This window comes from Streptomyces sp. NBC_00683 (assembly GCF_036226745.1).
Lineage (GTDB): Bacteria > Actinomycetota > Actinomycetes > Streptomycetales > Streptomycetaceae > Streptomyces.
In genome coordinates this window covers 7379432-7405144 of sequence record NZ_CP109013.1, presented here as the reverse complement: position 1 = coordinate 7405144, position 25713 = coordinate 7379432, and the positions used below count along the sequence as shown (strand labels likewise).

General features: G+C 70.9%; 1 protein-coding gene (running past one end of the window). It reads left to right on the top strand.

Annotated elements, in window-relative coordinates:
- Positions 1 to 25711 carry the 3' portion of a type I polyketide synthase gene (locus OG257_RS32620; RefSeq protein WP_329213242.1) on the top strand. 8132 nt of this gene lie to the left of the window's left edge, so the window shows 25711 of its 33843 coding nt (coding positions 8133-33843); the start codon falls outside the window, past its left edge; it ends in the stop codon at positions 25709 to 25711.
- Positions 25712 to 25713 lie beyond the last annotated feature (2 nt).

The window sequence follows — 25713 nt, the reverse complement described above, 5'->3', positions numbered from 1 at the left end:
GTCGGTGTTGCGGGCCAAGGTCGACGGAACCAGATACCTCGACGAGCTGACCGGCGATCTGCCGCTGGACTTGTTCGTGGTGTTCTCCTCCATCGCCGCGACCTGGGGCAGCGGCGGCCAGGCCGCCTACGCAGCAGGCAACGCCTTCCTCGACGCCTGGGTGCAGCACCGCCACGACAGTGGGCTTCCGGGAACGTCGGTGGCGTGGGGCCCGTGGGCCGGGGCAGGGATGGCGGTCCAGGGCGAGACCGAACAGGTACTGCGGCGGCGTGGGTTGCTGCCGATGGATCCGGCCCTGGCGGTCCGGGCCCTGGCGGCAGCGGTGGACGGCCAGGAATCGTGCGTGACCGTCGCCGACATGGACTGGTCGGTGTTCACCCCGGCCTTCACCTCCTCCCGCCCCAGCACCCTGCTCTCCGACCTCCCCGAAGCAGCCGACGCACTCAAGACCACATCCAGCGGTGGCGCCGAACCAGCTTTGCTGCAGCAGCTGTTGGACGCACCTCCCGTGGAACGGGCACGGATCCTGCTGGATCTGGTGCGCGGCCGGGCCGCCACGGTACTGGGACACGCAGGCGCGGAAGCGGTCGAGCCCGGCAGGGCGTTCCGGGACCTGGGCTTCGACTCGCTCATGGCGGTCGAGCTGCGCAACCTGCTGACCACGGACACCGGACTGTCGCTCCCTGCGACCCTGGTCTTCGACCACCCCAGCCCGACCGTTCTCAGCGACCACCTGCTGTCACAGTTCTTTGACGGGTCCGCAGCACAGCCCGACGTGTCCCGGCCCGTGCTCACCACCGGAAGCGACGAGCCGGTGGCGATCGTGGGCATGGCCTGCCGCTACCCCGGCGGTGTGACGTCGCCGGAACACTTGTGGGATCTGGTCGCCACCGGATCGGACGGGATCACTCCGTTCCCCGACGACCGGGGCTGGCCCACCGGCCTGGTCGACGCAACCGCCGCGGTGGGCGGGTTCGTCCACGACGCCGACGAGTTCGACGCCGCCCTCTTCGGCATCAGCCCCCGAGAAGCCCTCGCCATGGACCCCCAGCAGCGCCTACTCCTGGAAACGGCGTGGGAGACCCTCGAATCAGCCGGCATGAACCCCCGCTCGCTCCGTGGTGAGCGGGTGGGTGTGTTCGCGGGAGCGTCCTCGTCGGGATACGGCACCGGGGTGACAGGCGCCGAGGGACACCTGCTGACCGGCACCGCGAACAGTGTGATCTCCGGCCGCCTCGCCTACGTCTTCGGGCTGGAGGGCCCGGCGATGACGGTGGACACCGCGTGCTCGTCCTCCCTCGTGGCCCTGCACCTGGCCGCACAGGGACTGCGGACAGGTGAATGCGACCTGGCGCTCGCCGGTGGCGTCACCGTGATGGTCTCCCCGGGCGCGTTCGCCGAGTTCGACCGCCAGGACGGACTGGCCTCCGACGGCCGCTGCAAATCCTTCGCCGCCACCGCCGACGGGACCGGCTGGGCCGAAGGCGTCGGCCTGCTGCTGGTCGAGCGGCTGTCGGACGCCAAGCGCAACGGCCACCACATCCTCGCCGTCATGCGGGGCAGCGCCGTCAACCAGGACGGCGCCAGCAACGGCCTCACCGCACCCAACGGCCCCTCCCAGCAACGCGTCATCCACCAGGCTCTCGCCAACGCCCAGCTGACGACCGCGGACGTCGACGTCGTCGAAGCCCACGGCACCGGAACACGGCTCGGTGACCCGATCGAAGCCCAGGCACTCCTGGCCACCTACGGCCAGAACCGTGGTGAGGGCAACGGACCCCTCTGGCTCGGCTCGATCAAGTCGAACATCGGCCACACCCAGGCCGCCGCCGGCGTCGCCGGCATCATCAAGATGATCATGGCCATGCGCCACGGACTCATGCCCGCCACCCTGCACATCGACGAGCCCACCCCCCAGGTCGACTGGACCGCCGGCGCGGTGGAACTCCTCACCGAAGCACGCCCCTGGCCCGAGACCGACAACCGGCCACGACGCGCCGCAGTCTCCTCCTTCGGCATCAGCGGCACCAACGCCCACGTGATTCTGGAACAGGCTCCGGAGCTGGAACCGACTCAGGAGCCTGTACGGACTTACCCCCCGGGGCAGGTGCCGTGGGTGGTGTCGGCGAAGTCCGAAGCCTCTCTGAGGGCGCAGGTGGAGCGGCTGCGGTCCTTCGCGGCCGAGCGACCGGAGCTGGATCCGGTGGACGTCGCCTGGTCCCTGGCGACCACCCGAGCCGCGCTGGAGCACCGTGCGGTGCTGGCAGAGGACTCCACACTCGCCACAGGCCTCGCCGGTGAAGGCCGGACCGCGTTCCTGTTCACCGGACAGGGCTCGCAGCGCCCCGGCATGGGCATGGGCCTGTACGAACAGTTCCCCGTCTTCGCGGAAGCCTTCGACACGGTCTGCACACGGCTCGACGTCCGCCTGGAGCGCCCACTACGCGACGTCCTCACCGACGGTGTCGACCTGGACCACACCATGTGGGCGCAGGCAGGCCTGTTCGCCCTCGAGGTCGCCCTGTTCCGGCTGGTGGAATCCTGTGGAGTGACCCCGGACGTCCTGCTCGGCCACTCCCTGGGCGAGATCGTCGCCGCGCACGTTGCCGGGATCCTGTCCCTGGACGACGCGTGCACCCTGGTCGCCGAACGCGGCCGGTTGATGCAGGCGCTGCCCGAGGGCGGTGGCATGCTCGCAGTCCAGGCGGCTGAGGCCGACGTCGCGGACTCCGGCTTGGACATCGCCGCCGTCAACGGCCCCCGGTCCGTGGTCCTCTCCGGCGATGCCGCGGCCATCGAGCGGTACGCGGCCCAATGCGCCGAGCGGGGCCTGCGGTTCAACGTGCTGTCCGTGTCGCACGCTTTCCACTCCGCCCTCATGGAACCGATGCTGGAGGAGTTCGCGACTGTCCTGTCCGGACTGACGTTCAAACCGGCACGGATCCCGGTCGTGTCGAACCTGACCGGTGCGGTGGCCGAAACCGGCGTCATGCAGCAGCCGGAGTACTGGCTGAACCAGGTGCGGAACGCGGTCCGTTTCGCGGACGGAGCCGCGGCTGCTGCTGAGCTGGGCGTGACGCGATATGTGGAGTTGGGACCTGACGGCGTCCTGTCCGCCATGGTCCAGGACACCACCAGCGATGCCGAGTTCATCCCCGTCCTGCGCAAGGACCGCGACGAGACCCACACCGCACTCACCGCGATCAGCCGCCTATGGGCCACCGGCACCGAAGTCGACTGGACGGCCGTGTTCACCGGTTGGGGCGGCCGCGTGGTCGACCTGCCGACGTATGCGTTCCAGCGGGAGCGGTTCTGGCCGCAGCCGGGCGTGTTCGGCGGGGATGCGGGTGCGCTAGGTATCGAGGGCGCGGGGCATGCGCTGCTGGGTTCTGTGGTGGCGTTGGCCGAGGGCGACGGAGTTGTGCTGACCGGTCTGCTGTCGGTGGGTGCGCAGCCGTGGCTGGCTGATCACGTGGTGTCGGGGCATGTGGTGGTGCCGGGCACGGCGTTGGTGGAGATGGTGCTGCGGGCAGGCCAGGAGGTGGGTTGCGGTTTGCTGCGGGAGTTGGTGCTGCAGGCGCCGCTGGTGCTGCCGGAGTCGGGTGGCGTCCAGGTTCAGGTGCGGGTCGAGGACCCGGACGCCTCGGGCGACCGGCCGGTCCACATCCACGCCCGTGCCGAGGGCACGGACGAGTGGACGCTGCACGCGTCCGGCTCGCTGGCTGAACAGACCGCTTCGCACGCGGATTTCGATCTGAGTGTGTGGCCTCCGCAGGGTGCGGATGCGGTGGACGTCGACGGGTTCTACGAGGCGTTGGCCGGGGCGGGTTTCGGTTACGGCCCGGCGTTCCAGGGTGTGCAAGCGGCCTGGCGCGACGCATCCGGTGTCTACGCCGAGGTCACGATCGCGGAGTCGGCGGACGGGTTCGGTATCCACCCGGCACTGTTCGACGCCGCACTCCACCCCTCCGGCCTCATCCTCAGCAACGGAACCGAGACCGACGGGCCGCGACTGCCGTTCGCGTGGTCGGGTGTGGAACTCTTCGCGGTCGGGGCGACGGCCTTGCGGGTTGCGATCCGCCCGGAGGGCGAGGGCGTCAGTGTCCGGGCGGCCGACGGTATCGGTGCGCCGGTCGCGGTCGTGCGCTCGTTGGTGTCGCGTGCGGTGTCGACGGAGCAACTGTCCTCCGCCGGGCATTCCGACGAAGCACTGTTCGCGGTGGAGTGGGTGACGTTGCCGCCGGGTGCTGCTGTCTCCGGCGAGGCGGCAGAGGTTCCGGCGTGGACGGTGCTGGCGGCCGGTGACGGCCCGGTGGAGCAGGTGCTCGGTGACGTCCTGCACGGTGTGCAGGAGTGGCTGGCGGACGAGAGCACGTTCGGCTCACGCCTGGCAGTGGTGACCCGGGGCGCGGTTCCGGCTGGTTCCGGTGCGGTCGATGTGGTGGGTGCGGCGGTGTGGGGTCTGGTGCGCTCAGCCCAGTCGGAGCACCCGGACCGGATCGTCCTGGTCGACACCGACCCGGCCACCGAAGAGCAACTAGATGTTGCGCTGCTGGCCGGTGTCGACGAGCCGCAGGTCGCCATCCGTGACGGTGCACTCCTGGTGCCCCGCCTGACCCGGGCCGTGCGCGGTGGGCTGGTGCTGCCGGACCACAACTGGCACCTGCTGCCCGGGACGGACGGCACGCTGGAGTCTCTCCACACCGAGGCAGCCGGCACGTTGCCTCTGGAGAACGGCCAGGTACGGATCGAAGTCCGTGCGGCAGGCGTGAACTTCCGTGACGTACTCCTCGGCCTGGGGATGTACCCGGAGCCCGGCACGATGGGTTCGGAAGCGGCCGGTGTGGTCATGGAAACCGGCCCCGGTGTCGACGACCTCGCCGTCGGGGACCGGGTGTTCGGGTTCTTCGACGGAGGTTTCGCTGCCGAGGCGGTGACCGGCCGGGAACTGATCGTGAAGGTGCCCCAGGGCTGGTCGTGGGCGCAGGCGGCAGCAGTACCGCTGGTGTTCGCAACGGCCTGGTACGGGCTGCGGGACCTGGCCGGGGTCAGGGCCGGTGAGTCGGTACTGATCCACGCTGCCGCCGGCGGCGTCGGCATGGCCGCGGTGCAGCTGGCCCGACACTGGGGACTGGAGGTGTTCGCCACCGCCAGCCCCGGCAAATGGCCCACTCTCATCGCCAACGGAGTTGACCCCGCAAGGATCGCCTCCTCCCGCGACCTCGACTTCGAGGAGCGGATCCGCACCGCGACGGGCAGCCGTGGCATCGACGTCGTCCTCAACTCCCTCGCAGGCGAGTTCGTAGACGCCTCACTACGCCTTCTGACACCGGGCGGCCGATTCATCGAAATGGGCAAGGCTGACGTCCGCGCCGGTCTCGACGTCCCGTACTTCGCGTTCGACCTCACCGACGCAGGCACCGAACGCATGGGCCAGATCCTCGCCGAGGTCGTCGCACTGTTCGAACAAGGCGTGCTCGAACCCCTGCCGCTGACCGTGTGGGACGTACGCCAAGCGGTCACCGCCTGGCGTCACATGGCACAGGCCAAGCACATCGGCAAGAACGTCCTGACCCTCCCCGTCCGCCCGAACCCGGACGGCACCGTACTGATCACCGGCGGCACCGGCACGCTGGGCGGGCTGCTGGCCCGCCACCTTGTGACCGAACACGGCATCCGCAACCTTCTCCTGCTCTCCCGCCAGGGCTCTGACGCGTCTGGCGCGTCCGATCTCGTCGCAGATCTCGCCGAACTCGGCGCCCAGACACGGATCGTGGCCTGCGACGCCGCCGACCGCGACGCCCTCGCAGCCGTCCTCGCGACCATCCCCACCGAGGCTCCCCTGACCGGCGTCGTCCACGCGGCGGGTGTCCTCGACGACGGCATCTTCACCGCCCTCACCCAAGAACGCCTGGAAACCGTCCTGCGGGCCAAGGCCACCGCCGCCACGAACCTCGACGAACTGACCCGCGACACCGATCTCGCCATGTTCGTCCTCTACTCCTCGGCATCGGCGACCTTCGGCACTCCCGGCCAGGCCAATTACTCCGCCGCCAACGCCTACCTCGACGCCCTCGCCACCCGCCGCCGCACGCAAGGCCTCCCCGGCCTCTCCCTCGCCTGGGGCATGTGGGAACAGACCAGCACCATGACCGGCGCACTCGCCCACACCGACCGGGCCCGCGCGACCACCGCCGGCACCACCCTGTCCACCACCCAAGGCCTCGCCCTCTTCGACACAGCCCAGAAACACCCCACCGCACACCTGGTACCCATCAATCTCGATCTGGCAGCGGTACGGGCGGCCGGTGAAGTCCCCCCGTTGTTGCGGGGGCTGGGCGCCGGCCGGGTGCGGCGTGCGGTCGCGCAGGAGTCGGTCGTGGGTCTGGCGCTGGTGCAGCGGCTGCGGTCGGTTCCTGAATCCCAACGGCCGCAGATGTTGCTGGAGTTGGTGCGCGGCAGCGCCGCTACCGTACTGGGCCACGGTTCTGCCGACGCGATCGGTGAGCGTCAGGCGTTCAAGGACCTGGGCTTCGACTCGCTCACCGCAGTGGAGCTTCGCAACCTGCTGACCTCGGCCACCGGCCTGCGGCTGCCCGCAACCCTGGTGTTCGACTACCCCACACCGGCTGCTCTCGGCGACTATCTGCTGTCACAGTTCTTCGGAGCCTTGGAAGCACAGCCGGACACTCCGCGACCCGCACTCACCATCGGGAACGATGAGTCGATCGCGATCGTGGGGATGGCCTGCCGCTACCCCGGCGGCGCGACCTCTCCGGAGCAGTTGTGGGACCTGGTCGCCGGCGCGACTGACGGCATGTCGGCCTTCCCGGCAAACCGCGGCTGGCCGGTCGGCGTGTCCGATGCCGCCGGGGGTGTGGGCGGGTTCGTCCATGACGCGGACGAGTTCGATCCCGGCCTGTTCGGCATCAGTCCCCGTGAAGCCCTCGCGATGGACCCGCAGCAGCGGCTGCTGCTGGAGGCGGCATGGGAGACGCTCGAGTCGGCTGGAATCACACCTGCGCGGGTACGGGGAACCTCGACCGGCGTGTTCATCGGGTCGTCGTCCTCCACCTATGGGGTGGGCATGCACCTGCCGGAGGGCGCCGACGGCCATCTGCTGACCGGTAACGCGCCGAGCGTGATCTCGGGCCGCGTCGCCTACTCCTTCGGGCTCGAAGGGCCCGCAGTCACGGTCGACACCGCGTGTTCCTCGTCGCTGGTGGCTCTGCACTGGGCGTCGCAGGCTCTGCGGGCAGGCGAGTGCGACCTGGCGTTGGCCGGCGGCGTCACCGTGATGGCATCCCCGGGTATGTTCGCCGAGTTCGATCGCCAGGACGGCCTCGCGTCGGACGGCCGCTGCAAGGCGTTCGCCGCGGCGGCCGACGGAACCGGCTGGTCCGAAGGCGTCGGCCTGCTGCTCGTGGAGCGGCTCTCCGACGCCCGGCGCAACGGGCATCAGGTGCTGGCGGTGGTACGCGGAAGTGCGATCAACCAGGACGGCGCGAGCAATGGCCTGTCGGCGCCGAACGGTCCGTCGCAGCAGCGGGTGATCCGGCAGGCGCTGGCGAACGCCCGGCTGACCGGTGCGGACGTCGACGCCGTCGAGGCGCACGGCACCGGAACCCGCCTTGGGGACCCCATCGAGGCGCAGGCCCTGCTGGCGACCTACGGTCGGGAGCGGGGCGACTCCGACGAGCCGTTGTGGCTGGGTTCGGTGAAGTCGAACATCGGTCATGCGCAGGCGGCTGCGGGTGTCGCAGGCGTGATCAAGATGGTGATGGCACTCCGGAACGGTGTGCTGCCGGCGACGTTGCATGTGGATGAGCCGTCGCCGGAAGTGGACTGGACGGCGGGTGCGGTGGAACTGCTCACCGAGGCGCGCCCGTGGCCCGAGGCCGATCGTCCGCGGCGTGCGGGTGTGTCGTCGTTCGGGATCAGTGGCACGAACGCGCATGTGATTCTGGAGCAGGCTCCGGAGTCCGAGCCGGCTGAGACCACTGGGAAGACCAGCGAGCCTGGTGTGTCTGCGTGGATGGTGTCGGCAAGGTCCGAGACCGCGCTGCGGGCACAGGTGGAGCGGTTGAGGTCGTTCGTGGCGGAGCGGCCGGGGCTGGATCCGGTGGATGTGGGGTGGTCGCTGGCGACGACGCGGGCGGCGCTGGAGCACCGCGCGGTGGTCGTCGGCGAAGGCCGGGACGAGCTGCTGGCTGCCCTGCCCACGGCCGTCGGGTCTGCTGCGGGTTCTGGTGGTGTGGTGTTCGTGTTCCCGGGTCAGGGGTCGCAGTGGGTGGGCATGGCCCGCGAGCTGTGGGACACCTCCCCTGTGTTCCGGGAGCGGCTGACCGAGTGCGAGACCGCACTGGCTCGGTATGTGGATTGGTCTCTGACCGAAGTGGTGCTGCAGGACGGTGATGTGGACCGGGTGGATGTGGTCCAGCCGGTGCTGTGGGCGGTGATGGTCGCCCTTGCCGAGGTGTGGCGGTCGGCCGGTGTGGTGCCGTCCGCGGTGGTCGGGCACTCGCAAGGTGAGATCGCTGCTGCCTGTGTGACGGGCCGGCTGTCGTTGGACGACGCCGCACGCGTCGTGGCGCTGCGGTCGAAGGCTCTGATGGCCGTGGCCGGCGAGGACGGCATGGTCGCCGTTGCGGCGGGGCGGGAGACGGTCGAGGACCTGGTCTCGGGCTGGACGGGCCACGTGTCGGTGGCAGCGGTGAACGGCCCGTCCTCCACCGTGGTCTCAGGTGACGCCGAAACCCTCGACGCGCTCATGGTCGACTGCGAGGGAAGGGGAATCCGCGCGCGCCGGATTCCGGTGGACTACGCGTCTCATTCGCCGCGGATGGAGGAAGTGCGGGAGCGGATCCTTGCGGATCTGGCCGGGCTGTCCCCTGCCGTCGGCACGATTCCGATGATCTCCACGCTGACGGGCAGCCCCGTCGAGGGCGGTCTGGACGCGCAGTACTGGTTCGACAACCTGTGTTCCACGGTCGAGTTCGAAACCGCGGTCCGTTCCCTGCTGGCGCAGGGGAAGCACACGTTCATCGAGGTCAGCGCCCACCCGGTTCTCACGGTGGGTGTCGAGGAGACCATCGACGCGGTCGGTGTCGAGGCCGTGGTGCTGGGGACGCTGAGGCGTGGCGAGGGCGGGATGCGCCGCGTCCTGATTTCCCTCGGCGAAGCATGGACGGCAGGCGTCGACGTGGACTGGGCTGCGGTGCTCACCGGCCGCCAAGTCCCGCTTCCCACCTATGCGTTCCAGCACGAGCGGTTCTGGCTGGACGTCCCGTCGCCGTCGGTTCTGGGTGCTGCTGGGGTGGTGGATGCGGTCGAGTCCCGGTTCTGGGACGCTGTGGAGCGCGGTGATCTCGACGAGCTCGCGGGCACGCTCCAGTTGTCGGAGGCCCCGCAACTGCTGGGGTCGGTGGTTCCCGCGCTGGCGTCATGGCGGCGGGAACGACAGCAGCGCTCCGTCATCGACACCTGGCGCTACCAGGTTGTCTGGAAGCCCTTGGAGGCCACGCCAGCTGCAGCCCTGACAGGCACCTGGCTGGTGGTGGGGCCTGAAGGCAGCGATGTGGCGGGGGCGTTGACCGGTGCGGGTGCCGTGGTGGTGGGCCTGCCGGTGGATGCGGTGTCGGACCGTGCCGCTCTGGCCGGGCGGATCGCCGAGGTCCGGGACGTGCGTGGTGTGGTGCTGGTCGCCGGGTCGGCTTCGGCGGGCCGGGCTGCCGGTGGCGGTGTGGTCGCGGACGAACTCACCCATCTGACGGTGCTGTTGCAAGCGCTGGGTGATGCGGGGGTCGACGCCCCGTTGTGGGTGGCGACGCGGGGTGCGGTCGCTGTGGGCGCCTCTGACCGGGTGATCGATGCGGTGCAGGCTGCGGTGTGGGGTCTGGGCCGGGTCGCTGCCCTGGAGTTCCCGCAGCGCTGGGGCGGCATGATCGACCTGCCGGCAGAACTCGATGCCCGAGCCTCCGGCCGACTGGCCGCGGTTCTGGCCGACGCTGCCGACGGTGGCGAGGACCAGGTCGCTGTCCGCGGCTCCGGTGTGTACGGCCGCAGGCTGGCACACGCAGTGCCGACGGTTGTGGCGGATGAGGGATGGCAGCCCTCGGGGACGGTGCTGGTCACCGGCGGTACCGGTGCGCTGGGTGTGGAGGTGGCGCGCTGGCTCGCGGGCAGGGGTGTGCCGCACCTGGTACTGACCAGCCGCCGCGGCATGGCGCCGGAGGGCCTGGTGGAAGAACTGGCCGCGCTCGGCACTCGGGCCAGCGTCGTCGCATGCGATGTCGCCGACCGTGATGCGCTGGCCGAGGTGATCTCTGGTGTTCCCGCCGAGTGGCCGCTCACGGGTGTGGTCCATGCGGCCGGTGTCGGGGATGCGCAGTTGCTGGAGGCGGCCGACCGGGACACGACGGCCGCGGTGGTCGGTGCGAAGGTCGACGGTGTCGTGCACCTGGATGAGCTGACGGCCGGCCTGCCGTTGAACCTGTTCATCGTGTTCTCCTCCGGCGCCGCCATTTGGGGCGGCGCCGGCCAGGGCGCCTACGCAGCTGGCAACGCGTTCCTCGACGCCTGGGCACAGGACCGCCGGGAGCGGGGCCTGCCCGCAACGTCGGTGGCCTGGGGACCCTGGGACGGCGCCGGAATGGCCGTCCAGGGCGACACGCAGCAGCTTCTGCGCAGGCGCGGCATGTCGCCGATGGACCCGGAACTCGCCATACGTACCCTCGCGGCAGCCGTCGACACCGACCAGTCGGGACTCACGGTCGCCGACATCAACTGGCCCACGTTCGCCGCGTCATTCACCGCGATCCGCCCCAGCCGGCTCCTCGCCGAACTACCGGAAGCCATCAGCACGCCGGTCTCGTCGGACGAGAATGTTGGGTCGGCCGGTCTGCGACAGCAGCTCGAGGGGATGCCTGCGGGGCAACGCCGGCAACTGGTGCTCGACGTGGTGCGCACCCATGCGGCGGCGGTCCTGGGACACACCGCTTCAGAGTCGGTGGAAGCGTCCCGGGCGTTCCGGGACCTGGGCTTCGACTCCCTGATGGCCGTAGAGATCCGCAATCGCCTGCAGTCCGTCACAGGCCTGCGGCTTCCCGCCACGCTGGTCTTCGACCACCCCACCCCACTCGTACTGACAGAGTTCCTCCTGGCCGAACTCACAGACGGAGAACCGGGGGTGACGGCAAGGGCCGTTGCCATGCCCGTGACCGTGGACGAGCCGGTCGCGATCGTGGGAATGGCCTGCCGCTTCCCCGGCGGTGTGACCTCCGCCGAATCCTTTTGGGACCTGGTGAAGAGTGCGGGCGACGCGGTCGGCCCGTTCCCCTCCGACCGTGGCTGGCCAGCCTCGATCGCCGGCTGGGGTGCGTTCCTCGATGGTGCCGACGAATTCGACGCCGACCTCTTCGGCATCAGCCCCCGCGAAGCCCTGGCCATGGACCCACAGCAACGACTCCTCCTCGAAACAGCGTGGGAAGCGTTCGAGTCGGCAGCCCTCGACCCCGGCATGCTGCGCGGCTCCTCCACCGGGGTGTTCGTGGGCGGCACCGCGTCCGGCTACGGCACCGGGACACAGATGCCCCAGGGCGCCGAAGGCCACCTGCTGACCGGCAACGCAACCAGCGTCATGTCAGGGCGGGTCTCCTACACATTCGGCCTGGAAGGCCCCGCCGTCACCGTCGACACAGCATGCTCCTCCTCCCTGGTCGCCCTGCACCTGGCCGCACAAGCCCTACGCACCGGCGAATGCGACATGGCGCTCGCCGGCGGAGTGACCGTCATGGCCAGCCCCGGCGTGTTCGCCGAGTTCGACCGCCAGGGCGGACTCGCCTCCGACGGCCGCTGCAAATCCTTCGCCGCCTCCTCCGACGGCATGGGCTGGGGCGAAGGCGTCGGCCTCCTCCTCGTCGAACGCCTCTCCGACGCCCACCGCAACAACCACCACATCCTCGCCGTCCTACGCGGCAGCGCCGTCAACCAGGACGGCGCCTCCAACGGCCTCAGCGCCCCCAACGGCCCCTCCCAACAACGCGTCATCCACCAAGCCCTCACCAACGCCCACCTCACCGGCGCCGACATCGACCTCGTCGAAGCCCACGGAACCGGCACCCGCCTCGGCGACCCGATCGAAGCCCAAGCACTCCTGGCCACCTACGGCCAAACCCGAGGCGACAACCACGAACCCCTCTGGGTCGGATCCGTAAAGTCCAACATCGCCCACACCCAGGCGGCTGCCGGTGTCGCCGGTGTGATCAAAATGGTCATGGCCCTGCGCCACGGACTCATGCCCGCCACCCTCCACATCGACGCACCCACCCCCCAGGTCGACTGGACCGCCGGCGCGGTAGAACTCCTCACCGAAGCACGCCCCTGGCCCGAGACCGACGACCGGCCCCGCCGCGCCGCGGTGTCCTCCTTCGGCATCAGCGGCACCAACGCCCACGTCATCCTCGAACAAGCCCCCGAACCGCAACTTCAGCCGGCTCTTCCGACACAGCATTCGCCAGGCCTCGTGCCGTGGATGGTCTCAGCGAAGTCCGACACCGCCCTCCGGGCACAGATAGAGCGGCTGCGGTCCTTCGTGGCCGATAAGCCTGAGCTGAACTCCGTCGACGTGGCCTGGTCGCTCGCGACCAGCCGGACCGCGCTGGGACACCGCGCCGTGCTGGCCGGGGACGGGATTCTCACCCAGGGTGTCGCGGGCGAGGGCCGGACCGCGTTCCTGTTCACCGGCCAGGGCTCCCAGCGAACCGGCATGGGGCTCGGGCTGCACAAGCAGTTCCCGGTGTTCGCCGAAGCCTTCGACGCAGTCTGCGCACGGCTCGACATACGGCTACAACGCCCCCTGCGCGACGTCCTCACCGACGGCACCGACCTGGACCAGACAGCATGGGCACAGGCCGGGCTGTTCGCTCTTGAGGTCGCCCTGTTCCGGCTGGTGGAGTCCTGGGGCGTGACCCCGGACGTGCTCCTGGGCCACTCCCTGGGCGAGATCACAGCCGCGCACGTCGCGGGCATCCTCGACCTGGACGACGCCTGCACCCTGGTCGCCGAACGCGGCCGGCTGATGCAGGCACTACCCACCGGCGGAGGCATGCTGGCGGTGCAAGCGACCGAAGCCGACGTCGCGGACTCCGGCCTGGACATCGCCGCCGTCAACGGCCCCAACTCCGTAGTCCTCTCCGGCACCACCGAAGCCATCGAGCACTACGCAGCCCAATGCGCCGCCCGCGGCCTGCGGTTCAACGTGCTGTCCGTGTCGCACGCGTTCCACTCCGCCCTCATGGAACCGATGCTGGGCGAATTCGCGACCGTCCTGTCCGGACTGACGTACCACCCGGCCCGGATCCCAGTGGTCTCGAACCTGACCGGAGCCATAGCCGAACCCGGTGTCATGCAGCAGCCGGAGTACTGGCTGCGGCAGGTCCGCCACACGGTCCGCTTCGCCGACGGGGTCGCTGCAACCGTCGAGTCGGGGGTCACCCGCTATCTGGAACTCGGCCCCGACGGCCTGTTGTCGGGTATGGCCCAGGAGACCGCCGCCGACGCCGAGTTCGTCCCCGTCCTGCGCAAGGACCGCGACGAGACCGACACCGCACTCACCGCCATCAGCCGCCTATGGGCCACAGGCACCCCCGTCGACTGGACAGCCGTGTTCGCCGGCTGGGGAGGCCGGGTCGTTGATCTGCCCACCTATGCCTTCCAGCGTGAGCGGTACTGGCCGGAGCCGGTCGTTCAGGCGGCGGGCGGTGATCTGGTCGACGCGGCGTTCTGGGATGCGGTGGAGCGTGAGGACCTGCGGGAACTCGTAGGCCTGGAGTCGGCGTTGCCGGCTCTGTCCGCGTGGCGACAGCGCCATCAGGAACGTTCGGCCCTGGACTCATGGCGCTATCAGGTCACGTGGCAGCCGCTGACCGACCCGGTTACGGCGGCCCTGTCCGGCACCTGGGTGATCGTCGGTTCCGAGGATGCCGACGTGTCCGCGGCACTGTCCGCCGCGGGCGCGACCGTGGTCGGCGTCCCGGCCGACGAGGTGTCGGGGCTGCCTGGGGTGGCCGGGGTGGTGCTGCTCGCGGATGACCTCGTGGGCACGCTGGCTGTGGTGCAGGCACTGGCTGATGTCGAGGCGCCCTTGTGGGTGCTGACGCGTGGCGCTGTGTCGGTGGGCCGTTCGGACCGGCTGGTGAACCCCGGCCTTGCCGCGGTGTGGGGTCTGGGCCGGGTCGCCGCGCTGGAGCTGCCGCAGCGCTGGGGCGGCCTGGTCGACCTTCCCGCGTTCCTGGACGCCCGGGCCGGTGCCCGTCTCGCCGGCGTCCTGGCCGCCGGTGGCGGCGAGGACCAGATCGCGGTCCGCGGGTCGGGGGCGTACGGCCGACGCCTGGCACGTGCGGTGCCTGCGGCTGTGGTCGGCGAGGGATGGCAGCCCTCGGGCACCGTCCTGGTCACCGGCGGCACCGGCGCCCTGGGCGCAGAGGTGGCCCGCTGGCTGGCGGGCCGCGGCGTGCCGCACCTGGTGCTGACCAGCCGATCGGGCGTCGCACCTGAGGGCCTGGCCGAGGAACTGGCCGGGCTGGGCGCACAGGTCACGGTCGCTGCCTCCGACGTGGCCGACCGCGACGCCCTTGCCACAGTGATCGCCGGTGTTCCGGAACAGTGGCCCCTCACCGGCATCGTGCACGCAGCCGGGATCGGGGACACGGGAGAACTGGAGCAGACCTCCGCTGCGGCGTTCACGGACGTGGTGCGCGCCAAGACCGAGGGCACGGTGCTGCTGGACGAGCTGACCGCGGACCTGCCCGTCGACCTGTTCGTGGTGTTCTCCTCCATCGCCGCCACATGGGGCAGCGGCGGCCAGGCCGCCTACGCAGCAGGCAACGCCTTCCTCGACGCCTGGACACAGCACCGACACGACCGTGGACTTCCCGGCACGTCGATCGCCTGGGGCCCGTGGGCCGGAGCAGGGATGGCGGTCCAGGGCGAGGCTGAACAGGCCCTGCGTCGGCGCGGGTTGCTGCCGATGGATCCGGCCCTGGCGATTCGGGCTCTGGCCGCGGCGGTGGACGGCCGCGAGTCGTGTGTGACGGTCGCCGATGTGGACTGGCCGCAGTTCGCCCCGGCGTTCACCTCTGTACGAGCCAGCGCGCTGCTGTCGGATCTTCCCGAGGCCTCAGCCGCTCCTGAACCGGCGCGCTCGGGGGAATCCGGATCGGCATGGAACCGGCAACTCGCGACGGCAACAGTCGAGCAGCGCCGTCGGCTGGTTCTGGATCTGGTGCGGGCGCAGGCCGCACGGGTGCTGGGGCACGTGGATGAGGAGTCGGTGGAAGCGGGCCGGGCGTTCCGTGACCTGGGCTTCGACTCGTTGATGGCGGTGGAACTGCGCAATCTGCTGGCTGCGCACACCGGGCTGTCACTGCCGGCGACGCTGGTGTTCGACTACCCGAGCCCGACGGTGCTGGGCGACCACCTCCTGACGCAGCTCGCAGGGGACGACCAGCCGGATTCCACGCTGCCGACGCACGTCGCGGGTTCGGCGCCGGACGAACCGATCGCGATCGTGGGCATGGCGTGCCGGTATCCGGGCGGAGTGAGCTCGCCGGAGCAGCTGTGGGATCTGGTCGAGGGCGCGGCCGACGGCATCACTCCGTTCCCGGCCGACCGGGGCTGGCCGGTGGAAGGCCTGGACGGTGTGGCCGGGCTGGGTGGATTCGTCCATGACGCGGACGAGTTCGACGCCGCACTGTTCGGGATCTCGCCACGTGAGGCCCTGGCGATGGACCCGCAGCAGCGGCTGCTGCTGGAGGCGGCCTGGGAGACGTTCGAGTCGGCAGGGGTGGACCCGCGGTCGCTGAAGGGCCGCAGTGTCGGCGTGTTCGCGGGAGCCTCGTCGTCGGGGTACGGCAACAACGGCGTTGCCGGTTCCGAGGGGCATCTGCTCTCCGGCACGGCGAACAGTGTGATCTCCGGCCGGGTGTCGTACGCGTTCGGCCTGGAGGGTCCGGCGGTGACGGTGGACACGGCGTGTTCCTCGTCGCTGGTGGCCCTGCATCTGGCCGCGCAGGCGCTGCGGTCGGGCGAGTGCGGTCTGGCTCTCGCCGGTGGTGTGACGGTGATGGTCAGCCCTGCCGCGTTCGCCGAGTTCGACCGGCAGGACGGCCTGGCCGCGGACGGCCGCTGCAAGTCGTTCGCCTCGGCGGCCGACGGTACCGGCTGGGCCGAGGGCGTCGGTCTGCTGCTGGTAGAGCGGTTGTCGGACGCCGAGCGCAACGGCCACCAGATCTTGGCTGTTGTCAGGGGGAGCGCGGTGAACCAGGACGGCGCGAGCAACGGCCTGACGGCGCCGAACGGCCCCTCCCAGCAACGGGTGATCCGCCAGGCGCTCGCCAACGCCCGCCTGACGGTCGCGGACGTCGACGCGGTGGAAGCCCACGGCACCGGAACGCGTCTGGGTGACCCGATCGAGGCCCAGGCACTGCTGGCCACCTACGGTCAGGACCGCGGTGAAGGCGACGAGCCGCTCTGGCTGGGCTCTATCAAGTCGAACATCGGTCACACCCAGGCGGCCGCGGGCGTGGCCGGTGTGATCAAGATGGTCATGGCGATGCGGCACGGCGTGCTGCCCGCAACGCTGCACGTGGACGAGCCGTCGTCCCAGGTGGACTGGTCGACCGGCGCGGTGGCGCTGCTGACCGAGGCACGTTCCTGGCCGGAGGCCGATCGACCCCGCCGGGCGGCCGTGTCCTCGTTCGGGATCAGCGGCACCAACGCCCACGTCGTCCTGGAGCAGGCGCCTGAGCCGGAGCCGGCCCGGAAGGCGGTGCGGACTCACGTACCGGCTCTGGTGCCGTGGCCGGTCGCGGCGAAGTCCGAGACCGCGTTGCGGGCCCAGGTGGAACGGCTTCGGTCGTACGTGGCCGACCGTCCGGAGCTGGACCCGGTGGACGTCGGCTGGTCGCTGGCGACGACGCGTGCCGCGCTGGAGCACCGCGTGGTGCTGGGCGGCGAGGACGTACTCGCGGCCGGTGTCGCCGGCGACGGCCGGCTGGCGGTCCTGTTCACCGGCCAGGGCTCGCAGCGTGCCGGCATGGGCCTGGGGCTTTACGAGGCGTTCCCGGTGTTCGCGGAAGCCTTCGACGCGGTGTGTGCCCGTTTGGACGTCCGGCTGGAACGCCCGCTACGCGACGTCCTCACCGACGGCGTCGACCTGGACGGGACGATGTGGGCGCAGGCGGGCCTGTTCGCTCTTGAGGTCGCCCTGTTCCGGCTGGTGGAGTCCTGGGGGGTCACCCCGGACGTGCTCCTGGGGCACTCCCTGGGCGAGATCACCGCAGCCCATGTCGCGGGGATCCTCGACCTGGACGACGCGTGCGTCCTTGTCGCCGAACGAGGCCGCCTGATGCAAGCGCTCCCCGCTGGTGGAGGCATGCTCGCCGTCCAGGCCACCGAAGGCGACGTCACCGGCTCCGGCCTCGACCTCGCCGCCGTCAACAGCCCCAACTCCGTTGTGCTGTCCGGTGACTTGGACGCGATCGAGCGCTACGCGGCGAAGTGCGCGGAGCGCGGACTGCGGGTCAGTGTCCTGTCGGTGTCGCACGCGTTCCACTCCGCCCTCATGGAACCGATGCTCGACGAGTTCGCGACCGTCCTGTCCGGCCTGACGTTCCGCCCCGCTCACATCCCGGTGGTCTCGAACCTGACCGGAGCAATCGCGGAACCCGGCGCCCTGCAGCGGCCGGAGTACTGGCTGGACCAGGTCCGTCGGACGGTCCGCTTCGCCGACGGCGTCGCGGCCCTCGCGGCCATGGGCGTGACAACCTGCCTGGAACTCGGACCGGACGGTGTCCTGTCCGGCATGGCCCAGGCCACCGCCGACGACATGCTCTTCGCGCCGGTCCTTCGCAAGGACCGCGACGAGACCGACACCGCCCTGACCGCCATCAGCCGCCTGTGGACCGCCGGGACCGACATCGACTGGCCCGGCGTGTTCAACGGCTGGAACAACCGAACGGTCGACCTGCCCACCTACGCATTCCAGCGCCGACGGTTCTGGCCGCAGACGCCGCCGGGCGGAGCCGGCTCCCCCGGCGGCTCCGGGCACGCGCTGCTGGGTGCGGCGGTGTCCCTGGCCGGCGGCGACGGCATGGTGTTCCACGGCCGTCTGTCCCTCGACGCGCAGCCCTGGCTCGCCGACCATGTGGTGCTGAGCCGCATCGTGGTCCCCGGCACCGCGTTGCTGGAGATGGCGCTGCGTGCCGGTCACGAGGCCGGCTCCGGTCTGGTCAGGGAACTGGTCCTGCAGACGCCGATGATCCTGCCGACGGCGGGCGGCGTCCAGGTCCAGGTCCGGGTCGACGATCCGGACGCCTCAGGCGATCGTCTGATGCAGGTGTACGCCCGCGCCGAAGACACGGACGGCTGGACGCTGCACGCCACCGGAGTCCTGGGTTCCCCGGAAGCCGGAACGCCCGGATTCGGTCTCGAGGTGTGGCCACCGCGGCACGCGACGGCAGTGGGCCTGGCCGGGTTCTACGAGGCTCTGGTCGAGGCCGGATTCGAGTACGGTCCGATGTTCCAGGGGGTGCGGGCCGCCTGGCGCTACGAGTCGGGTGTCTACGCCGATGTGGAACTGCCGGACACGGGCGCAAGCACGACTGCGGTGGAGGGTCTGGGAATCCATCCCGCCCTGCTCGACGCGGCGTTGCACCCGTGGGGCCTGCTTCCCGCCGACGCCGACACCTCCGGTCCACGCCTGCCGTTCGCCTGGTCCGGCGTCGAACTGTTCGCGGTCGGGGCCACCTCGCTGCGGGTGGCGATCCGCCCGGAGGGCGAGGGCGTCACAGTGGAGGCTGCGGACGGCACCGGTCAGCCGGTGGTGCGGGTGGGTTCCCTGATGGCGCGGGCGGTCTCGCAGGAGCAGTTGCCTGTCGTCGCCTCTCGGGGCGACTCCCTGTTCTCGGTGGACTGGGTCCCTGCGCCGCTTGCCTCCACCGCTGCCGCGGAGGACGCGGTGGACGCCTCGGCATGGACGACGCTCCCGGTCGGTACCGGGCCGGTGGACGTCGTGGTCGGCGACGTGCTGCGCCAGATCCAGGAGTGGCTGGACGACGCGGATTCCGCGGAGTCGCGACTGGCCGTAGTGACCCGCGGTGCGGTTCCGGCAGGGCCGGGAACGGTGGATGTGGTGGGTGCGGCGGTGTGGGGTCTGGTGCGCTCAGCCCAGTCGGAGCACCCGGACCGGATCGTGCTGATCGACACCGACCCAGCCACCGAAGAACAGGATCTGGACCTGGCGCTGCTGGCCGGTGTCGACGAGCCACAGGTCGCCGTCCGCGACGGTGCACTCCTGGTACCCCGCCTGACCCGTGCCGTGGGCGGCGAGCAGACTGCGCCGCTGGACGGTGACGGCACCGTACTGATCACCGGCGGCACCGGCACCCTCGGCGGGCTACTGGCCCGCCACCTGGTCACCGAGCACGGCATCCGGCACCTCCTCCTGCTGTCCCGGCAAGGTCCGGATGCCCCCGGCGCGGCAGACCTCACCACCGAACTCGCCGAACTCGGCGCCCAGGCACGGATCGTGGCCTGCGACGCCGCCGACCGCGACGCCCTCGCAGCCGTCCTCGCCGACATCCCCACCGACACACCGCTGACCGGCGTCGTCCACGCCGCCGGAGTCCTCGACGACGGTGTGTTCACCGCCCTCACCCAAGAACGCCTCGAAACCGTCCTGCGCGCCAAGGCCACCGCCGCCGCGAACCTGGACGAGCTGACCCGCGACACCGACCTCGCCATGTTCGTGATGTATTCCTCGGCATCGGCAACCTTCGGTACTCCCGGCCAGGCCAACTACTCCGCCGCCAACGCCTACCTCGACGCCCTCGCCACCCGCCGCCGCGCGGAAGGCCTGCCCGGCCTGTCCGTGGCCTGGGGCCTGTGGGAGCAGGCCAGCGGCATGACCGGCCACCTCCAGGACCGGACCGGCCGGCTCGGCCCCGGACTCACGGACGAGCAGGGCCTGGCCCTGTTCGACGCCGCCCTGAACGCGGACCGCGCCGACGTGGTCGCCATGCTCCTCGACACCCGCGCCCTCCGCTCCTGGAACGGCACCACCCCCATACCCGCACTCCTGCGCGGCCTCGTCCCGGCCGCCGTCGTCCGAAGGGCAAGCCAGGCCCAGGCCGCCGTAGGCGAGTCGCCGTTGCTGCGGCAGCTGGCAGGGCTGTCGTCGGCCGAGCGGCGCAAGCTGCTGCAGAACACGGTGCTCACGGAGGTGGCCCACGTCCTCGGACACACCTCCGCGGATGCCGTCGGCGAACGTCAGGCGTTCAAGGACCTGGGCTTCGACTCGCTCACCGCGGTGGAGCTCCGCAACCGGCTCAACGCCGCCACCGGGATCCGACTGCCCGCGACACTGGCGTTCGACTACCCGAGCGTCCAGGTCCTGGCCGATCATCTGGCCGGCCTTCTGTCGGGTTCCGACGAGCCGACCGCCGTGGCACCGACGCGGCCGGCAGCCGCCGACGAGCCGATCGCGATCGTGGGAATGTCCTGCCGGCTGCCGGGCGGTGTGGTCTCCCCGGCAGGGCTGTGGGATCTGGTCACGGCCGGCGGCGACGGGGTGACGGACTTCCCGGACGACCGCGGCTGGGACGTGACCTGGGGCGGGGTCTCCGGATCCGGTGGCTTCGTCACCGGTGCCGGTGACTTCGACGCCGGGCTCTTCGGGATCAGCCCGCGTGAGGCACTGGCCATGGACCCGCAGCAGCGGCTGCTGCTGGAAGGCGTCTGGGAGGCCTTCGAATCCGCAGGGCTGGACCCGATGTCGCTCCGCGGTTCGTCGACCGGCGTGTACGCGGGCGTCATGTACCACGACTACGCCCAGAGCCTGGGCGTCGTGCCCGAGGGCGTGGAGGCGTTCCTGGGCACGGGCAACGCCGGAAGCGTGTTCTCCGGGCGGGTGGCCTACACCTTCGGACTCGAGGGTCCGGCGGTGACGGTGGACACGGCATGTTCGTCTTCACTGGTCGCCCTGCACCTGGCTTCTCAGGCTCTGCGGTCGGGTGAGTGCGGGCTGGCGGTGGCCGGCGGTGTGACGGTGCTGTCCACGCCGGGCGTCTTCGTCGACTTCGCCCGGCAGGGCGGACTGGCCTTCGACGGCCGCTGCAAGTCCTTCGCCGCCGCCGCGGACGGCACGGGCTGGTCCGAGGGCGCGGCGGTGCTCGTTCTGGAGCGGTTGTCGGACGCGGAGCGCAACGGGCATGAGGTGCTCGCGGTGGTGCGCGGCAGTGCCGTCAACCAGGATGGCGCGAGCAACGGTCTGACCGCGCCGAACGGTCCGTCGCAACAGCGGGTGATCCGCCAGGCACTGGCCAACGCCCGGGTGGCGGCTGCGGACATCGACGTCGTGGAGGCGCACGGCACCGGCACCCGGCTCGGGGACCCGATCGAGGCGCAGGCACTGCTGGCCACCTACGGCCAGGACCGTGGTGAGAGCGACGAGCCGCTATGGCTCGGTTCCGTCAAATCGAACATCGGGCACACCCAGGCCGCCGCCGGAGCGGCAGGCGTGATCAAGATGGTCATGGCCCTACGACACGGCCTGATGCCGGCGACCCTGCACGTCGACGCCCCCTCCCCCCAAGTGGACTGGTCCGCAGGCGCGGTGGAACTGCTCACCCAGGCACGTTCCTGGCCCGAGGCGGGCCGTCCGCGCCGCGCTGCGGTGTCCTCGTTCGGTATCAGCGGCACCAACGCGCACGTCATCCTGGAAGAGCCGCCCGCCACCCACGCCGTCAAGGCGCCGTCGGCACGTGCCGGGCGCCCCGCTCCGGTGCCGTGGCCGGTATCGGCGAAGTCACCGGACGCCCTGCGGGCACAGATCGAGCGGCTGCGGTCGTACGTGGCCGAGCGTCCGGACCTGGATCCGGTGGACGTCGGCTGGTCGCTGGCGGCCGGCCGGGCGGCGCTGGAGCACCGCGCGGTGCTGGCCGGGAACGGGATTCTCGCCGAGGGTGTCGCGGGTGAAGGCACAACCGCGTTCCTGTTCACGGGGCAGGGCTCGCAGCGTGTCGGCATGGGCCTGGGCCTGTACGAGGCGTTCCCCGTCTTCGCCGAGGCCTTCGACGCCGTCTGCGCACAGCTCGACGCCCGGCTGGAACGCCCTCTGCGCGACGTGCTGACCGACGGCGTCGATCTCGACCGGACGATGTGGGCGCAGGCCGGGCTGTTCGCCCTCGAAGTCGCGCTGTTCCGGCTCGTCGAGTCCTGGGGCGTCACTCCGGATGCGCTCCTGGGTCACTCCCTGGGCGAGATCACCGCCGCGCACGTCGCGGGCATCCTCGACCTGGACGACGCCTGCGTACTTGTCGCCGAACGGGGCCGCCTGATGCAGGCACTGCCCACCGGCGGCGGCATGCTCGCCGTCCAGGCCACCGAAGCCGACGTCGCAGACTCCGGCCTGGACATCGCCGCAGTCAACGGGCCGAACTCCGTGGTCCTCTCCGGCGACCTCGAAGCAATCGAGCGCTACGCAGCCGAATGCGCCGGGCAGGAACGCCGGTTCAACATCCTGACCGTGTCGCACGCCTTCCACTCCGCCCTGATGGAACCGATGCTGGACGAGTTCGCGACCGTTCTGAACGGGTTGACCTTCCACCCGGCCCGGACCCCCGTCGTGTCGAACCTGACCGGCGCCGTCGCCGAACCCGGCGCCATGCAGCAGCCGGAGTACTGGCTGAACCAGGTCCGCCACACGGTCCGCTTCGCGAAGGGCGTCACGGCGCTCGAAGCGATGGGCGTGACGCGGTACGTCGAACTCGGGCCCGACGGCGTCCTGTCGGGCATGGCCCAGGACACCGTCACCGACGCCGAGGTCATCCCTGTCCTGCGCAAGGACCGCGACGAGACCCACACCGCGCTGACCGCCGTCAGCCGCCTGTGGACCTCCGGCGCCGGCATCGACTGGCCCGGCGTGTTCAACGGCTGGGACGGCCGAACGGTCGACCTGCCCACCTATGCCTTCCAGCACGAGCGGTACTGGCCGCAGCCGAAGATGGCCGCCGGCGACCTGGGTGCGGTCGGCCTGACGGGCGCCGGCCACGCGCTGCTGGGTGCGGCCGTGTCGCTCGCCGACGGTGACGGCATGGTGCTGACCGGCCGGCTGGCGGTCGGTTCGCAGCCGTGGCTGGCCGACCACGTCGTACTGGACCGTGTCCTGGTGCCCGGTGCCGCGCTCGTCGAGATGGTTCTGCGGGCGGGCCGCGAGGTGGGCTGTGCCCTGATCCGCGAGCTGGTCCTCCAGGCCCCGCTGGTCCTTCCGACCACAGGCGGCGTCCAGGTCCAGGTCCGGGTCGCGGCCCCGGACACGTCGGACGACCGGTCCGTACAGGTGCACGCCCGCACCGACGATGCGGAGGCGTGGACGTTGCACGCATCCGGGGTGCTCGCCGCATCGGGCGCCGGAGTCCCGGAGTTCGATCTGGCGGTCTGGCCGCCGAAGGGCGCGACGGCCGTCGAGGCCGACGGCTTGTACGACGTTCTGGCCGGTTCGGGATTCGCGTACGGCCCGGTGTTCCAGGGCGTGCAGGCGGTGTGGCGGGACGAGTCGGCGGTCTACGCCGAGGTGGTGCTGCCGGAGCCGGCTGTGAGCCAGGTCGACGGATTCGGCATCCATCCGGCGCTGCTCGACGCGGCGTTGCACCCGTCCGGACTCGTTGCGGGCGATGCCGAAGCCTCCGGGCCGCGGTTGCCGTTCGCGTGGTCGGGTGTGGAACTGTTCGCGGTCGGGGCGACGGTGCTCCGGGTGGCGATCGTTCCCGACGGTGACGGAGTGTGCGTCAAGGCGGCCGACGGCGCCGGCGTGCCGGTCGCGATCGTCCGCTCTCTGGTCTCCCGTGAGCAGTTGCCTGTCGCCGCCACCCGCGGCGACACACTCTTCGCGGTCGACTGGGTCCCCGCGTCACCGGCTCCCACTCCCGCTTCCGCTGCCGAGGACGGGACGGACGGCTCCGCGTGGACGGTGTTCTCCGTCGGAGACGGACCGACGGAAGAAGTCACCGGCGACATGATGCGCCGGGTGCAGGAGTGGCTGGGCGAGGAACGACCTGACGATGAACGCCTGGTGGTGGTGACGCGGGGCGCCATGCCCGCGGGTCCTGACGGCATGGTCGACGCGGTGGGTGCGGCGGTGTGGGGCCTGGTGCGCTCGGCGCAGTCGGAGCACCCGGACCGGATCGTGCTGATCGACACCGACCCGGCCACCGAGGAAGAGGGAGTGGATCTGGCCCTGTTGGCCGGTGTCGACGAGCCACAGGTCGCCATCCGCGACGGTGCACTCCTGGTACCCCGCCTGACCCGTGCCGCGGGCGGCGAGCAGACTGCGCCGCTGGACAGTGACGGCACCGTACTGATCACCGGCGGCACCGGCACCCTCGGCGGGCTACTGGCCCGCCACCTGGTCACCGAGCACGGCATCCGGCACCTGCTCCTGCTGTCCCGGCAAGGTCCGGATGCCCCCGGCGCGGCAGACCTCACCGCCGAACTCGCCGAACTCGGCGCCCAGGCACGGATCGTGGCCTGCGATGCCGCCGACCGCGACGCCCTCGCAGCCGTGCTGGCGGACATCCCCGCCGAGGCTCCGCTGACCGGCGTCGTCCACGCCGCCGGAGTCCTCGACGACGGTGTGTTCACCGCCCTCACCCAGGAACGCCTGGAGACGGTCCTGCGAGCCAAGGCCGCCGCCGCCGCGAACCTGGACGAGCTGACCCGCGACACCGACCTCGCGATGTTCGTGATGTATTCCTCGGCGTCGGCGACCTTCGGTACTCCCGGCCAGGCCAACTACTCCGCCGCCAACGCCTACCTCGACGCCCTCGCCACCCGCCGCCGCGCGGAAGGCCTGCCCGGCCTGTCCGTGGCCTGGGGCCTGTGGGAGCAGGCCAGCGGCATGACCGGCCACCTCCAGGACCGGACCGGCCGGCTCGGCCCCGGACTCACGGACGAGCAGGGTCTGGCCCTGTTCGACACCGCCCTGAACGCGGACCGCGCCGACGTGGTGGCCATGCTCCTCGACACCCGCGCCCTCCGCTCCTGGAACGGCACCACCCCCATACCCGCACTCCTCCGCGGCCTCGTCCCGGCCGCCGTCCGGCGAGCCGGCCAGAGCGCTGTGCGCGAGCCGCAACTCCCGAAGCGGCTGGCCGCGCTGTCGCCCGCCGACCAGGGCCGCTTGCTCCAGCACACCGTCCTCACCGAGGTGGCCCACGTTCTCGGACACGCCTCGGTGGACGCCATCGGCGAACGTCAGGCGTTCAAGGACCTGGGCTTCGACTCGCTCACCGCGGTGGAGCTCCGCAACCGGCTCAACGCCGCCACCGGGCTCCGGCTGCCCGCAACACTGGTGTTCGACTACCCGACCTCGGCGAGGCTCTCCGAGTTCCTCGCCGCAGAGCTGCTTCCCGGGCAGGAGATGGCTGCCACAGCCCTGCTCTTCGACAAGCTCCAGGAGATCGAATCCGGTCTCGCGCAGACCGCCGACGCGGGTGCTCTCACGAAGCTCGTCCGGCGCCTGGAATCCATGATCTCCAAGTACGGCGACGACGGCATGCAGCAGGTCACTGCCCCTTCGGTCGTCGACGCGCTCGACCAAGCGACGGACGACGAGATGTTCGCGTTCATCGACAGGGAGCTCGGCGATGAGTAACC